Raw genomic sequence first — 14,425 nt, forward strand, 5'->3', positions numbered from 1 at the left:
CATTTTATTTATATATGCTATATTAATTTGTCGGTTCATTTAATGTTGCAATTAGCTTATTTGCAGTGTTCTTTCCATTTCCAATACACGCACCAATGCCGACACCGTAATATGAGGCACCCGCTAAGTATACATTAGGATATAGATCCTTCATTTTTTCTTGTAATGTTTGAACTGCTTGATTATGTTCTAAATGATATTTCGGCATTAAATCTTTCCATTTTGTCACTTCAACTACTTCTGGTTCACCTTTAATTCTGAGACTCTTTTCAATATCATATAAAGCGACTCGTACTAGTTCTTCTTCATTATAATTTTTAATCGTTTCATATACTGGGTTAGTGCTCTTATAAAACATTCTCACTAATAGCTTTTGGTTTCCAGATGTATGTTTCCACTTCCGACTTGTCCATGTACAAGCATCACAATGTAAATCACTGTTTTCTGTTACGATAAATCCTGTGCCGTCCGCTGGTAATTGTTCATCTAGTATATCAAATCCTAAGTAAATACTTATAAGTGATGAATTTTTAAATGTATGAAACTGCTCGTTTAACTCATTAGACTGTAATAAAGTTTCTGCGATATCATGCGGAGCTGCTAAAACAACATAATCAGCTTGGATTGATTCTTGATTTGCAAAGGAGACTTCATAACGATTACCTTGTTTACTTACAGCTGTCGTTACAACACCCTTCTTAACAACCGTCTCAGTCAGCACTTCTTCTAAACGATCAATAATCGTAGATAATCCACCTTTAAATGATACGAACTTTTTATTTCCTGCTGATTGAAACTGTTTTTTATTCTCTTCAAAACCTTTAATAATACTTCCATATTTATTTTTATAATTCAGTAAATACGGTAGTGTAGACGCCATAGTAAGCTCATTCAATTTTCCGGAATATACACCTGAAAGCACCGGAGCAATTTGTCTTTCTACTAACTCTTTCCCTAAAAAGCTTTCTAAAAATACAGCAAGAGAAGTATCCTTCGTAAACTCTTTATTTTTCGTTATGAAATCTTTTAAAGCAACAATTTTCCCTTTCGTTGATACTAGCGTACTGCTAAACAACGACTGGACACTCATCGGTATCCCAAATATAGTATCAGAAGGAATTGGATGTAAAGTATTATCAGAATATATGTAAGAAATACCCGTTTCGTTATACACCATTTCTTCTTCTAAATTTAAATCCTTTATAAGCGGCATGACATGTTCATTACGAGCAACGATAGAATCTGCTCCGGATTCCATAATAAAATCCTTTTCTTCTACACTATGGATTTTACCACCTAGGTACTCTTCTTTTTCTACAAGAATTAAATTCAAATCTATACTATAATCCTTTTTTAATTTTTCTAAATAAAACATAGTAGAAAGTCCTGTTATACCTCCACCGATAACAACAACTGTTTTCATATGTATTGCGCTCCTAACCGATACAATTAATAATTCCTTTATTATTATACCCAAAAATCCTTATATTCGACTAGCAACTTGCGCATTCTGTAAGAAATTAGACAATATATCCGAATAAATTTTCGGTTGATTATTATGCACTAAATGACCAGCAAACGGAATAACGGCAATATGAATATTTCCGTTTAATTGTTTGAACGTTGTAGCAGCTGTAACTTCATCTTCTGAATCTCCCCCAGCAATACAAAGTGTAGGTATTTGAAGATTCACTACATCACCAGTTTCATCGAAAGGGTACCAATCTTTAACTTGCCACGATTCAAGCAATGCTTTCCAATCACTTTTTTCATGAATTTGATTCATATACGTTACAACTTCTTCATTTTTCATCAATTGCTGATGACACTTCGCTTCATACTCCAATGACTCTTCCCAATTATCCCTCTTAACTGGAAATATACCTGAAAAAGTTAATGTTCTCACTTTCTCTGGATACTTTTTTGCAAATAATAAAGCGACTAATCCTCCTAGTGAAACACCAGCTATATGACATCTATCAATTTGTAAATGCTCTAACGTATCACGCAAATCCTTAACAGAACGTAGGAAATAATTCTCCAATGTCCCCCCTGATCTTCCATGCCCTCTTAAATCAGGGCGAATGGCTTGATAATTTTGTTCTCCAAAAAGTGCTGCCTGCTCTTCATATTCTACTAAACCTGTCATACCTCCAGAGTGTAAAAGTATAATTGGTTCTCCTTCACCCGAAATGTGTGTATGTAATATCATATATTCCCCTCCGACAAAACAGAATATTCCATCTATTATCAGTATATAGAATATACATCTGAATTTCCAAATAAAAAAGAACTATAACATTTTCACATCATGTCATAGTTCTTCCTATTTTAAAAACATAAAGTAATTAATCAATTTGTCTATTTCTTGACTTAATGCCAATACTTTTTCATGTTGAATTCCGTAATCCGATACTAAATATAAAAGTTCTTCTTTCTTTATTTCAATTACTTTTTCCAATTTTACTAATTCCATGTCTTTTTACTTCTCTCTCCAATACTAAAATGTATGTATTTTAGTATAGCCTATTTACATAATTAGTAAAAGCAAAATACGTATGTAAAATCTTACAAATATAAAAACAATATACTATAACAAAGAATTTTTCAAAAAAGCATGACATTATACTGTCATGCTTTCACTATCCATTATGTACGATTAAACCGTCAGGTCTAAAACGACTCATCATAATTTCATTAATAAACTTTCCGTGAGCCTTCAAATTCCCTATCTTTACTCCCTCTTCTACAAATCCGAATTTTTCATATAGAGATTTCGCTTTCGGATTCGTTTCTAAAACACCTAGTTCTACTCTCTCTAACATTAACCAATTATCAGCCAAATCAAGTATTTTTGTAAGAAGAGCTTTTCCAATGCCTTTATTATGATATTCACTATCTACCCCGATAAACAAATCACCCGAATGAGATCTACGTCCAGGACTTTGGGTTAACCCAACAAATCCTACAACTTCCCCATCATACTCTGCAACAAATTCAAATTGATTTGAAGCTAAATTTCGAATTCTATTTTCCATCGCATCTACACGCATGCTAGGTAAGAAAACCATATAAGGTAAAACGTCATCTTGTATGCATATACGGTGAATCGCTCTAGCATCTTGTATTTCTACCGCTCTTACTTTGATCGTCATATTTTCTTCCCTCCATATTCATAACAATACTATTTTCTATCCTCCTGCATGAACCCCCTTCTCTCCTTTATTTCTTTATGTTATTTTTACATAATTATTTCGGTATAATATTAGATTTTCGAACAACTTATCTACATTATATACCGGTTAAATTTTTACTTTATTATATAACGCAAGCAGTTTTTCAATTGGAATACCATTTATTTTCATACCGGTTATATCACAATTTTCTATTTCCATATTTTTTAGATTACTATTACTTATCGTACTACCTTCTAAATCACATCTATTAAATGAAATAGGATAATTATCTTCTCCAAGACTTGTATTGTTGAATTGCACTCCACCTAATGTCACCAAATTAAATTTACTACCGGAAAGATTTAAATCTGCAAATAAAGATCTTTTAAAGTTTATATTTCTAAACTTAGATTGACTTACATTACAATTACTCATATTCATATGCATTATATTACTACCAACAAATGCACTATTTTTTAAATTTACTTGATAATATTCTGTATTAACCAAATTACAGTTTTCGTATTGGCTATTTTTCATATCTTTATTTTTAAATACAGTTTCTTTGTTTGAGCTCGTCCCTATTCTTTTCACGTAACAATACTCATCTTCTGATTCAAAAATTGTTTGGTAGCCCATCTTTTTATAAAAATGGTGATTATTAATTTGTCTACTCGATGTTTCGAGATCCCAAATCCTTATACTTGGATATTCCGCTTCTATTAATTTAATAACATTTGATCCAATTCCTTTTCCTTGATAAACAGGCTCTACAAAAATACGATCAATTCGGCCATATGATTTACCTGAGATCGTAACTATAATTCCCCCGATTATTTTTCCATCCATTATCACTTTGTAACAATCCAATTCTTCAATTGAATATCTCATCATTTCTACTGAAGAATAACCTGGTGGTTGGATGTTATAGTCAATAACATTACCTTGACCACATAGCCATCGTTTTGCTTCTTCATCAAATGTTCTTGTCATTATTTCTGTTAATTTTTCAGCATCTACAATAGTCGCTTTTTCTATAGATATTATTGTCATTTTTGTTTTCCCCTTTATTATTACAAGATAATAACCTTTGCGAACAAAATAATTATCAATTCACTTTTGTTTTTAATGTTTTTCCCATTATTATATATGGAACATCATTTTTACTTGGATGGAATGGCTCCAATATATTTACCCACTCTAATCTTTCATATAACGAACGCGCTTTTTCATTATTTATTTGCGTTGTTAAAACACTCGTTCTATTTGAAATCCCTTTTAGTAATTCATTATGTAATTTTGTTCCAAGACCTTCATTTTGATATTGTGGATGAACTGCTAACTCTACAAATTCAAAACAATCTTGTAACCACTCTTCTACTTGCTCTAGATTCAACGCTTCTCTCATTAATTGATTATAGTACTGTCCTTCTAATGAGCGATAACCATAAGTAAAACCAACCACTTCATTTTCATCATTTATTGCTACTATACCTTTAAAATCTGTATATTCTACATGTCTTTTCATTCGCTCAATCATTTCATTGAAATTTGTTTTCTCTAATGCTTTACAATATAACTGTGCCATATTATTGATTAAAACCTCATCATTTTCAATACGTAAAAATTCCATTCTACTTTCCCCTCCTATTAAAACCGATAAATCATTCAACTTTTGTATTTATTTAAAAATAGAGAAACTTCAAACTATTAATCTCTCTTCTATTAAACTACGAATACATCTATATTTTCCACCAAAAAAAATAATATACATGTATAAAAAGAAAAACATCTGTAAAATATACAGATGCTCTTCTTTTTATTTTCTACTTTATCTATTAAATATCAAAACTTATTCTCATTAAAAAATAATAATTACTTAAGCCATTTGTTACAATTACTAATTAGTTGCTGTAAATCCTCTAGGAATCGACTTGCATGATACCCATCACAAACCGAATGATGTACTTGCAATGAAACTGGTAACATAACCTTATTCTCTTCGTTAAAATATTTCCCACAAGTTATAATTGGTAATAGAAAATCACCCTCATTATTAATATTTAGATTAAATCCAGTAAAACTAGCCCAAGGTATGCTAGAAATCGGAAAAACATTGGGAGGAATGTTTTCTTTCGTGAAGAGACCATGAACATTAATATACAACCTCATATCCTCTTCATAGTTTTTATAGAAAATGTGAAAATCACTAGAATAATCCGTCCATATACTTGAAAAAGATTTATCATCTTTATGAAAGATTGTATAACTTGGGATCATTTCCTCCCAATATCCTAAAGCTCCTTCATCATTAAAAGATGTTCGAAATTCTTTATGATTATTTACTACTTTAGAAATTAAGTATATAAAAACGGGATAAAATTTTATTCCCTTTTGATGTAATTCCTTTAATAACCTTGTGATATCAACATTCACAGTCATACTAAATGTACATTTCAACTTTAGATAATGTTCAAAATACTGCTCTCTATTCCAGTTTTCTCTGTCAATTATATGAAACCTCATTTTAATAGCCTCCTAAAATGTCATTTTATTTTAGAAGGCTAACTTTCTTGTTTTCACCACACCTATTCACTCCTTACAATTTAAATTTATCCTCAAGTTTTTATTTAATTATATAACGTCTGCAAAAATCTATTCACATATTTCTTGAAATCCAACCACATACTATAAATAAATCAAATGAAATTTGGAGGATTCATACATGAATAACAAAAATATAAATAAAAAAGAAAATATTATCGAAAACGCTACATCTATTCAAAATAATAATACTGCAAATCTTACTATCGAAGAACAAGCAATGAACGGCTTATATGGAATGCCAGAAACTGCTATTGAAGATGCTGATCATACTACATCTGATGATTTGACTTCAAAAAATTAATTACATTGAAAAAAGCCAAGGAAAATATCCTTGGCTTTTTCAACTATGCATCCACTTTTTGTATCTCTTCACTCTTTCTCGAAAGTTTCCCTGGCCAAAAAGCAAAGCGACCTAAAACAACTGTTATTGCTGGTACAAGTAATGGTCTTACAATAAACGTATCTAGTAATACACCAATTGCAGTTACAATACCAAATTGAACAAGAACTTGAATTGGAAGTGTACCTAATACCGCAAAAGTTCCTGCTAAAATTAAACCTGCTGATGTAATGACACTACCTGTTTGTATAACCCCATTTTTTACTGCATCCAAATGATTTTGTGTCTTTCTGTTTTTCCATATTTCTGAAACCATAAAGATATTATAATCTTCACCTAAAGCAACTAAAAATACAAATGCATATAACGGTATTGCGCCTTGAATGGCCGGTGCTCCCATACCGAAGTGAAGTAATATCCATCCTGCTCCTAATGCAGAGAAAAATGATAATACAACAGTTACAATTAAATAAATCATCGCAACAATCGATCGTAAGTAAACAAGTAATAGTAAAGCTATAATACTAATCATTACTGGAATGATAACTGCTTCATCACGTTCCGTAATTTGCTTAGTATCATATAATGACGCTGTTTCTCCGCCAATCCATAGTTGTTCTTCTGCATTACTAACCCCAGCATTTTTTAATACTTTTTCTACACTGTTTTTCAATTTAGGAATTTGATCTAACGCTTCAATGGAGTATGGATTTTCAGCTAAAGAAACCTCATACATTTTAATTTGCTTATTTTCTTTCCCCTCTTTTGGATCTTTCACTGTTTTTACGAAAGAAAACTTCTCGAGTTCTTGTTTAATAGGAAGCTCTTTTCCTTTCGTATCAACAACAACTTTTACTGGCGCTAATTCACCAGCTGAAAAATGATCACTAATTAACGTAAACCCTTCGCGTGAAGGCATATCTTTTGGAAACGATTCTAATAGGTCATATGTGTATTGAATACGTGGTACATATGAAGCCAATCCACCTAATACAAATACAGTGAGCATAATGATTGTCCACGGTCTTCGTACTACCACATCTCCAAGTTTTTTACTAAAGGCGCCTTTTGATTTTTTAACTTTTACGACTCTCTTTTTCTTTCTTGTAAATTCCTCATTCATCGAAGCGGTTCTCGGTATAAACGGGAAGAATGCAGCTCTACCGAAAATTAATAATAACGCTGGTAAAATTGTTAAAGCAGCAATTCCCATTATGAATACAGCAACACTAAATGGCACTGCAAATCGATGAAAGGCACCATAATGAGCAAGTAATAATGTTCCTAACCCAAGTACAACAGTTAACGCACTCATTATTATTGCCCCGCCAGAAGCTTTAATTGCAAGTTGTAGCGCCTTATACTTACTTTCTTCTTCTAGCAAGTATTCTCGATATCTCGAAATTAAAAATAGACAATAATCCGTCCCAGCACCAAACAATAGTACAGTCATAATTGATATCGCCTGTGCATCTACTTTAATCCATCCGTGATCAGCTAAAAAACCAAGTGTCGGACTAATAATACCGTATGCAAAGCCAACAACAAGTAAAGGTAAAATTGCTAAAATTGGTGAACGGTACAGTAAAATTAATAGAACCAATACGAGTAATACAGTAGCAACTAACAATTTCACATCTGCTTGACTAAATAAACTAACTGCATCTGTTTGAATACCTACAGGTCCAGATAATCGAACATGTAAACCAGAGTCACTTATTTTTTGTTTGAATGGATCTTCATCGACCTTACTATTCACTATCTTTCTTAAATCTTCAAGATTTCCTTTTAATATATCTGTTCCAGCCGATTTATTAAAGAATACTGGTGTAACAAATGAGGTACCATCTTGTGATGCACTTTTTGATAATACTTGTTCCGGGATGGTATCAAATGGTGGTAACGTTGATTGTTCCTTTAAAGGACTAGCTTTTAACTCTTTATAAACGTCTTGTATCAGTTTATAATCTTGTGACTGTAATCCACCATCCCTATACCATACTACTAACAAAGGATTCCCCGCATTATTCGGAAACTCTTTTTTCATAAGTGCTTCCGCTTGCTGTGACATAGCTGTTTCAGGTAAATTTTTCGGATTCGGTTCTTTCGTACTGTTTACTTGTGGTAACGTAAATGAAAGTACTAATGTAATAAGAATCCATACCGATAAAGTTATCCATTGCGTATGCTTCCCTGCTACAAGCCTCCCTAACATATGTAACGGGTGCTTTTTCATAAAAACCCACCTTCCTTTTCTCTTCCACTATTAATTATATATACTGGTCGGTTAATTAATCAAGAATGAATAAAAATTTGTGTTATAATTATCTCAACAATACATGTCAGGAGCGAATAGATTTGGAACAAAAACAACGTCCTCTTGGAAGGCCTCGTCAAAATAAAAATACAAAATCCACAAAAGAAACCATTTTGGAAGTGGCAACTCGGCTATTTCTTACTCAAAATTATCAAGTCGTTTCCATGGATGAAGTCGCAAAAGTTTGTGGTGTTACGAAAGCAACCGTCTACTATTACTATTCAACAAAAGCAGATTTATTTACCGCTACTATGATTCAAATGATGGTACGTATACGAGAAAATATGTCTCAAATCCTTTCTACAAATAAGACTTTAAAAGAAAGATTATTGGACTTCGCTAAAATCTACTTACACGCAACGATGGATATTGATATGAAGAATTTTATGAAAGATGCAAAACTATCTTTATCTGAAGAACAATTGAAACAATTAAAAAATGCTGAAGACAACATGTATGAAGTATTAGAAAAAGCACTCGATAATGCAATGCAACTTGGAGAAATACCGAAAGGAAATGCTACATTTACTGCTCATGCATTCGTATCTTTATTATCAATTGGAAATTTTAAAGATGAAAATGACAATCCTATTCTTACAAATATAGATGAATTAGCACAAGAAATCGTTTCTTTTTATTGGAACGGATTAGGTCATTCATATTAAACAGATTTCCTTTAATAAAAAAGCATGTTTGAATTTTTTTCAAACATGCCCTTTTATATACTAATAATCAGATTATACTTTAGCATTAATTAACAAATTCAAAAATTATCTTCATCTTCTATAATTTTTGAATTTGTTCATATATATTCTCCTTACATAATCCCCCGTGATAACAAACTACCGTTTTAATTTCTAAATTTAAATACTTCTTCAAAGACTGCTGCGCTTCTTTAATATTTAAAGTTGTTGGGGCGTGAATTCCTCCTAACTTTCCATTCACACTATACAGCGAGTCTCCTGCAATAAGAGTTTTACTTTGTTTCAAATATAAACTAATATGCCCCGGAGTATGCCCTGGAGTATGTAGAATTAGTATCCCACCGCAATATGGAAGTTCTTGCCCGTCAATCACAGTATCACTTACTTTTCCACTTGGTGGACTCTTTATTTGTCCATCTTTCAATAAAGGAAACTCCCCTTCAATATATGGTTTATCTAGCTCGTGTGCATAAACTTTAATATCGTTTACACCTTTCTCCAATAATTCAGGCAGGCTACCTATATGATCTATATCCTGATGCGTTAAAATCACAACTTTTAGCTTATCAAAAGATACCCCAACTCTCTCCATCTCTACTTGAATATCTTCAAATTGTCCAGGGAAACCAGTATCTATTAAAACTGCCATTTCATCATCCCATAAAAGAATTGGGTGAATTATAAATTCTTGAAACTCAAGTTGTAACATTTCTACTCCTTTAGCAATCTCCATACAATAACTCTCCTTTATACTGCAGTTTGAAAATATGTACGAGTAAACTGAAAATATAAAGCGCCGCTATCTCATAATATGTTTTGTCATCCCAATAGAGAATGCTTCAAACCCTATAGATTCATAATAAGATTGCAATTTTTCCACACACATAAGTTGCGGGATAACCTTGTTTTGTTCACAGTGATGGATTAATCGTTTCACTATTTCTTTTCCAATACCAATATACTGATACTCTGGCATTACACAAACACCACAAATAATGCCCGTAATTATACCATCTGATATAATACGCCCCATACCAATTAATTGTTGCTCTTTAAATGCATATATTACATACCAACTTTGTTTACACATTTGTTCCAATTCATCCACCGTTAATTTAAGAGAATTCCATCCTAAAGATTCGTATAAGGCTAATAATCCATTAAAATCTGTGGGAGGTTCACTTGTGTAGCGTATACTATTTTCCATGTAAATACTCCCTATTCTATAGTTTGTTAATGTTTCATAAAATTCCCCTAATGAAAATTGCGATTGACGTGAAAATAACTAGAACAAACTTCAATAAGAAAGATAGAATTCCTTCTCAACATAAAATAAAAAGAAGTTATCTCACTTGAAATAACTTCTTTTATATAAGACTCTCATTATATTATTAACCAAAAATTATACAACTACATACGATAAGCACAAACACAACTAATAAACCATTTGAGAAATAACCCATAGAATACTACCCCTTTATTAAATTATGTAAAAGATTTTATCATAAAATGATTTACAACATAATAACTGAAAAAGACATTGTATTCATTAGTTACGTATGTTTAGTAATATTTTATATTCGGTTATATTCTCCTTGCCTAAAACCACTTATCGCCCCCTCATAATTCAGTCCACATAACTTTTAAAAAACAGTTATTAGTAAACCTTTATTTACTATAAAGAGTAATTTAAATTGAATTATAGTTAATTTAGTAATAAAATAATTACTAAACTCATAAAGGAATCAAAAACAATGACCCAAAACGAATTATTAAACGAATACATGAATTTATTATTAAATATGTCAGGTACTTTTAAATTACTATCGGAGAAATCCTCAGAATTTACACATTTAGAACAACACGTAGTAGAGTATATCGCCCAGCAAAAGGTGCCTGTAAACTTAAAAATGATTGCTAGTTATTTAAACATCCCTAAACAACAATTAAGTGTAACAGTGCGTAACTTAGAACAAAACGGATACATCATAAAAAAGCAAGATATGGTAGACAAAAGAGCTATATTAATCTCTCTAACAGAAAAAGCTGAAAAAGTACATTATGAAAGATGGAAACAAATATATAATAATTTCACAGTAAATCTCGAAAAGTTATCTGAAGAAGATAGGCGGGATTTAACTTATGGACTATATAAAACAAATACAATGCTCTCAAAAATGTTAAATAACAACTAAATATATTGTTTATTACTAAACGGAGGTTGTTTCATGGTTAAAGAATTAGATTTACAATCCGTACAAGGTACGATGCTTATTCCACTATGGGGAAGAGCATATGGCAGTGAGAAAAATAAGGATATTTTAGATGATATAGAGGCTATTCGAATTATTAAAGAATGTGATTTTGACTTCTCAACAATAGAAAATACATTTGGAGAATACGGATGTATCACATACATTACCCGTGCACGAAAAATTGACGATACGATAAAACAATTTATAATAAAACACCCGAAAGCTACTATTGTAAACATCGGTTCCGGACTAGACACTACTTTTTCAAGAATCGATAACGGTACAATACATTGGTACAACCTTGATTTGCCCGATGCAATCTCTTTTCGCAAAACTTTAATTGATGATACACCAAGGAATACTAGTATAGCTAAATCATTTTTTGATACTTCTTGGTTTGATGATATAAAATATAATCAAAATGACGGCATTCTTTTCATATCAGCAGGTGTGTTTTATTACTTTAAAGAAGAAGATTTAAAAAAGATCGTAGTCGCTATGTCAAAACGTTTCCCTGAAGGAGAATTATATTTTGACGCTGAATCAAAGTTCGCACTGAATATTTCGAATACTACTGTAAAGAAATCCGGTAATAATGGTGCTATGATGTATTTTTACGTAAACAATCCAAAATCAATAGAAAAATGGTCCTCTACAATAAAAGTATTAAGCTACTCCCCTTTCTTTAAAAATATACCTACAAATAAAGGTTGGGATGGAAGTACGCGTATAATGATACGAATTGTAAACTTAATAAAGATGTTGAAGTTTGTTCATTTGCGGTTTGAGAAGTAACATATTAATACCTTATATAGTCGACTCCCCCACTTAGTACCTCTTAACGAGCTTAATTGAGTGGGGGCTTTTCTTAGTTCAAAGTTCCTTATAACTACCAACGAATTTGTCATAGAAAGGCTGAGCTAATTTTCTTTGTAACATGTTCCGCGAACTTCATCGCTTCTAACTAAAATATCTTTGCATTATGGTACACACACATACACCACTACTCCTTGCTTTTTATTGTACAAAAACTAGAAGGCTTCCCTCTCTCTTTTCATCCCTTACATGAAAATCAGCACTACCTATTTCCATTCTAAAGGGATTTTTTAATTATAGGATATAAAATCAAAAAAGATTAATATATGATAAAATAGATATGAAAACTTTACACTTTACTTTCAACAATAAGGAGGCCTGATCATGAAGGCGAATCTAGGAACAATAAAAGAACACTTAAACAGTGAGGAAGATATTCTTTCTACTCTCTACTGCGTAATACATTTTGGCTATATGAGCAGATCTGGTATTTTAGCTGCTACAAATAAAAAATTATTGTTCTGCTCTGATGCCATGTTTGGAAAAGGACTAAAATGGGAATTCGAATACACTAAAATAGAAGATTTCAGTCATACGGATGGAGTTGTATTAGAGATGTCTGCGATCCCCTTTATCAAAAAAATAACTATGAACCATGGAGACGATTTTATTGTATTTGACAATTTTTCAAGCCCTCAAAACGTACAATCCTTTTTTGATTTGGTTCAATCCAAACAATAATCCTATCAATGCACATATTCTTATATATATTATATTCCTTGCCACGGTATAGCTTATAGAAACGTAAAAAGAAGGTTGCATTTGCAACCCTCTTTTTACATACCACAGAGTATATTTACATTATTAAATTTTTATAATCGAATAAATTGAATCATTTTACACTACTTTTACAACTTTATTCTTCAAAACAAACTTTCCAAATAAAAAACGCACAAGCGGCCCCATAATAATTAATTGCAATGGATACGCCATAATGAAGTTTTTAATAAAAATTGAGAAATACATTGAAACGAATGAGTCACCATGTAGTCCATTATGTAAATACATCATAGCCATACCGAAAAATGACATAAAGAAAACCATTCCGATTACCATAGTTGTCGCCATCGCAACTATAATATTTATTTTCTTCGATTTATCAAACGGCAACATGAATACAATTTTTTTCGCACAAGGTCCAACAATACTTATTTCAATTAATAGTGCAATAATGAATCCGATTAATAGTTCTAATGCAATCTCCTTAATATGAATTGGCCCTCCTGATCCATTCATTAGTAAATTGTAAAACGTCATTACGATAACCATCCCAAGGCACATCATCATACCAAATTGGAGGTTTTCTTTTCTTGTTGTTGGCAAAATTCATCATCCTTTCTCTTTGAGTCTTTGTCATTATATCGATATTGGAAACCTCTTCGTAAGTGAACATTTTGTGAACAAATTTAAACCGTTTTCATATATTTTCTTTACTTTCAACTCAAATTCTTACTTTTACTTATAAAGGTTTTATATATTTCAATGTTGAATTACTAAATTTAAACATTACTACTAGGAGGAGAAACATGAATGAACAAGGATTTTTCGTATATCATATCGTAACAAGGAAAAAAATGAAGATCGGACAAAGCATTCAATTTAATAAAAATCAAACTAATACGCTATTCCACTTCTTTTTTGAAAGAGAACATTTGAATTCTAGTGGTGAAGATTCTATACAAATTTTAAAAGAACATTATACAAATGAAGAATTACATATAAAGAATGAAAATGCTACAGTAGTTATGAATTACATGGATCAAACAATTAGAGCCATTAGAGAAACGATTGTGGAAATGGTTAGGCTGCAAGAATATCCTGATTATCCATCAAGGTTGTCTTGTTTATATGCCGCTAAAAGCTATGAAGATGCTTTAAAATGGAAAGCATTATTTGATTCTTACAATCGAGAAGTTTTGCAGATTGTTAAACTACGAGTAATCGGAAATTCTTTTGAAGGTGACGGGAATCTTTTACCGAAAGAAGATGCTATTCCTTTTTCTCAAAAAATAGAACAAGCTAGAGAATATTGGAAAGGAAATGTGAATAACAAACTCCCTGAGCTACTCATTAATGGCGAAATTGAAGTGGTCGAAATTATTGATGACTTTTCCTCAATTCATGTTTAATTTCTAACTAAATCAAATTGG

At 31.5% G+C, this 14,425-nt stretch carries 17 protein-coding genes; 6 read left to right on the forward strand and 11 right to left on the reverse strand.

Annotation, left to right across the window (positions count from 1 at the left end; genetic code table 11):
* Window positions 1-22: 22 nt before the first annotated feature.
* The 7 genes from ACTFRS_RS06595 to catA all read right to left on the reverse strand — a co-directional run bounded on the left by ACTFRS_RS06595 (window position 23) and on the right by catA (window position 5,702).
* Entirely contained in the window at window positions 23-1,423 is a 1,401-nt protein-coding gene (locus tag ACTFRS_RS06595) for a protoporphyrinogen oxidase (protein ID WP_242293608.1), read from the reverse strand.
* Window positions 1,424-1,483: 60 nt separating this feature from the next.
* Window positions 1,484-2,212, reverse strand: coding sequence for an alpha/beta fold hydrolase (locus ACTFRS_RS06600; RefSeq protein ID WP_242293609.1), 729 nt, complete (start codon window positions 2,210-2,212; stop codon window positions 1,484-1,486).
* Between the two features lie 114 nt (window positions 2,213-2,326).
* A complete protein-coding gene (locus ACTFRS_RS06605) occupies window positions 2,327-2,476 on the reverse strand; it encodes an aspartyl-phosphate phosphatase Spo0E family protein (protein ID WP_000424361.1) in 150 nt (49 codons plus the stop codon).
* A 166-nt stretch (window positions 2,477-2,642) separates the two neighbouring features.
* Window positions 2,643-3,155, reverse strand: a complete 513-nt coding sequence (locus ACTFRS_RS06610) for a GNAT family N-acetyltransferase (protein ID WP_242293610.1) — start codon at window positions 3,153-3,155, stop codon at window positions 2,643-2,645.
* Window positions 3,156-3,302: 147 nt separating this feature from the next.
* Window positions 3,303-4,229 (reverse strand): GNAT family N-acetyltransferase, encoded by a 927-nt coding sequence (locus ACTFRS_RS06615; protein WP_242293611.1) that lies wholly within the window; start codon window positions 4,227-4,229, stop codon window positions 3,303-3,305.
* 55 nt (window positions 4,230-4,284) lie between these two features.
* Window positions 4,285-4,809, reverse strand: a complete 525-nt coding sequence (locus tag ACTFRS_RS06620) for a GNAT family N-acetyltransferase (RefSeq protein WP_139867160.1) — start codon at window positions 4,807-4,809, stop codon at window positions 4,285-4,287.
* Between the two features lie 242 nt (window positions 4,810-5,051).
* A complete protein-coding gene (gene catA, locus ACTFRS_RS06625; RefSeq protein ID WP_242293612.1) occupies window positions 5,052-5,702 on the reverse strand; it encodes a type A chloramphenicol O-acetyltransferase in 651 nt (216 codons plus the stop codon).
* A gap of 199 nt (window positions 5,703-5,901) precedes the next feature.
* Between catA and ACTFRS_RS06630 the strand changes: the two genes are divergently transcribed.
* On the forward strand, window positions 5,902-6,084 hold the full coding sequence (locus ACTFRS_RS06630; protein ID WP_242293613.1) for a DUF4021 domain-containing protein: 183 nt from the start codon (window positions 5,902-5,904) through the stop codon (window positions 6,082-6,084).
* Window positions 6,085-6,127: 43 nt separating this feature from the next.
* Here ACTFRS_RS06630 and ACTFRS_RS06635 read toward each other — a convergent pair whose 3' ends face one another.
* Entirely contained in the window at window positions 6,128-8,359 is a 2,232-nt protein-coding gene (locus tag ACTFRS_RS06635; protein WP_242293614.1) for an MMPL family transporter, read from the reverse strand.
* Between the two features lie 122 nt (window positions 8,360-8,481).
* Between ACTFRS_RS06635 and ACTFRS_RS06640 the strand changes: the two genes are divergently transcribed.
* Complete coding sequence (locus ACTFRS_RS06640) at window positions 8,482-9,105, forward strand: TetR/AcrR family transcriptional regulator (protein ID WP_242293615.1); 624 nt, start codon at window positions 8,482-8,484, stop codon at window positions 9,103-9,105.
* 118 nt (window positions 9,106-9,223) lie between these two features.
* Here ACTFRS_RS06640 and ACTFRS_RS06645 read toward each other — a convergent pair whose 3' ends face one another.
* Entirely contained in the window at window positions 9,224-9,877 is a 654-nt protein-coding gene (locus ACTFRS_RS06645) for an MBL fold metallo-hydrolase (protein WP_139867170.1), read from the reverse strand.
* Window positions 9,878-9,943: 66 nt separating this feature from the next.
* A complete protein-coding gene (locus tag ACTFRS_RS06650) occupies window positions 9,944-10,351 on the reverse strand; it encodes a GNAT family N-acetyltransferase (protein ID WP_139867172.1) in 408 nt (135 codons plus the stop codon).
* A gap of 547 nt (window positions 10,352-10,898) precedes the next feature.
* On the opposite strand from ACTFRS_RS06650, the gene ACTFRS_RS06655 reads away from it, so the two are divergent.
* The 3 genes from ACTFRS_RS06655 (at window position 10,899) to ACTFRS_RS06665 (ending at window position 12,956) form a co-directional block, all read left to right on the forward strand.
* The gene (locus tag ACTFRS_RS06655; protein ID WP_029438216.1) at window positions 10,899-11,339 is read left to right on the forward strand and encodes a MarR family winged helix-turn-helix transcriptional regulator; all 441 of its coding nucleotides are present in this window, start codon (window positions 10,899-10,901) and stop codon (window positions 11,337-11,339) included.
* 33 nt (window positions 11,340-11,372) lie between these two features.
* A complete protein-coding gene (locus ACTFRS_RS06660; protein ID WP_139867174.1) occupies window positions 11,373-12,194 on the forward strand; it encodes a class I SAM-dependent methyltransferase in 822 nt (273 codons plus the stop codon).
* Between the two features lie 405 nt (window positions 12,195-12,599).
* Entirely contained in the window at window positions 12,600-12,956 is a 357-nt protein-coding gene (locus ACTFRS_RS06665; RefSeq protein ID WP_139867176.1) for a PH domain-containing protein, read from the forward strand.
* Between the two features lie 156 nt (window positions 12,957-13,112).
* Here ACTFRS_RS06665 and ACTFRS_RS06670 read toward each other — a convergent pair whose 3' ends face one another.
* Entirely contained in the window at window positions 13,113-13,598 is a 486-nt protein-coding gene (locus ACTFRS_RS06670) for a DUF2798 domain-containing protein (protein WP_139867178.1), read from the reverse strand.
* Window positions 13,599-13,801: 203 nt separating this feature from the next.
* Between ACTFRS_RS06670 and ACTFRS_RS06675 the strand changes: the two genes are divergently transcribed.
* Window positions 13,802-14,404, forward strand: a complete 603-nt coding sequence (locus ACTFRS_RS06675; protein ID WP_139867180.1) for a DUF2441 domain-containing protein — start codon at window positions 13,802-13,804, stop codon at window positions 14,402-14,404.
* Window positions 14,405-14,425: the final 21 nt, after the last annotated feature.

Source organism: Bacillus cereus group sp. MYBK139-1 (genome assembly GCF_051916915.1).
Classification (GTDB): domain Bacteria; phylum Bacillota; class Bacilli; order Bacillales; family Bacillaceae_G; genus Bacillus_A; species Bacillus_A pacificus.

Excerpts from the sequence above, each read along its gene's own strand:
- ACTFRS_RS06620 (WP_139867160.1), bottom strand. The coding sequence starts at position 4,809 with ATGGAATTTTTACGTATTGAAAATGATGAGGTTTTAATCAATAATATG.
- ACTFRS_RS06635 (WP_242293614.1), bottom strand. The coding sequence starts at position 8,359 with ATGAAAAAGCACCCGTTACATATGTTAGGGAGGCTTGTAGCAGGGAAG.
- ACTFRS_RS06665 (WP_139867176.1), top strand. The coding sequence starts at position 12,600 with ATGAAGGCGAATCTAGGAACAATAAAAGAACACTTAAACAGTGAGGAA.
- ACTFRS_RS06630 (WP_242293613.1), top strand. The coding sequence starts at position 5,902 with ATGAATAACAAAAATATAAATAAAAAAGAAAATATTATCGAAAACGCT.
- ACTFRS_RS06655 (WP_029438216.1), top strand. The coding sequence starts at position 10,899 with ATGACCCAAAACGAATTATTAAACGAATACATGAATTTATTATTAAAT.
- catA (WP_242293612.1), bottom strand. The coding sequence starts at position 5,702 with ATGAGGTTTCATATAATTGACAGAGAAAACTGGAATAGAGAGCAGTAT.
- ACTFRS_RS06645 (WP_139867170.1), bottom strand. The coding sequence starts at position 9,877 with ATGGAGATTGCTAAAGGAGTAGAAATGTTACAACTTGAGTTTCAAGAA.
- ACTFRS_RS06600 (WP_242293609.1), bottom strand. The coding sequence starts at position 2,212 with ATGATATTACATACACACATTTCGGGTGAAGGAGAACCAATTATACTT.
- ACTFRS_RS06650 (WP_139867172.1), bottom strand. The coding sequence starts at position 10,351 with ATGGAAAATAGTATACGCTACACAAGTGAACCTCCCACAGATTTTAAT.
- ACTFRS_RS06675 (WP_139867180.1), top strand. The coding sequence starts at position 13,802 with ATGAATGAACAAGGATTTTTCGTATATCATATCGTAACAAGGAAAAAA.
- ACTFRS_RS06660 (WP_139867174.1), top strand. The coding sequence starts at position 11,373 with ATGGTTAAAGAATTAGATTTACAATCCGTACAAGGTACGATGCTTATT.
- ACTFRS_RS06615 (WP_242293611.1), bottom strand. The coding sequence starts at position 4,229 with ATGACAATAATATCTATAGAAAAAGCGACTATTGTAGATGCTGAAAAA.
- ACTFRS_RS06595 (WP_242293608.1), bottom strand. The coding sequence starts at position 1,423 with ATGAAAACAGTTGTTGTTATCGGTGGAGGTATAACAGGACTTTCTACT.
- ACTFRS_RS06610 (WP_242293610.1), bottom strand. The coding sequence starts at position 3,155 with ATGACGATCAAAGTAAGAGCGGTAGAAATACAAGATGCTAGAGCGATT.
- ACTFRS_RS06605 (WP_000424361.1), bottom strand. The coding sequence starts at position 2,476 with ATGGAATTAGTAAAATTGGAAAAAGTAATTGAAATAAAGAAAGAAGAA.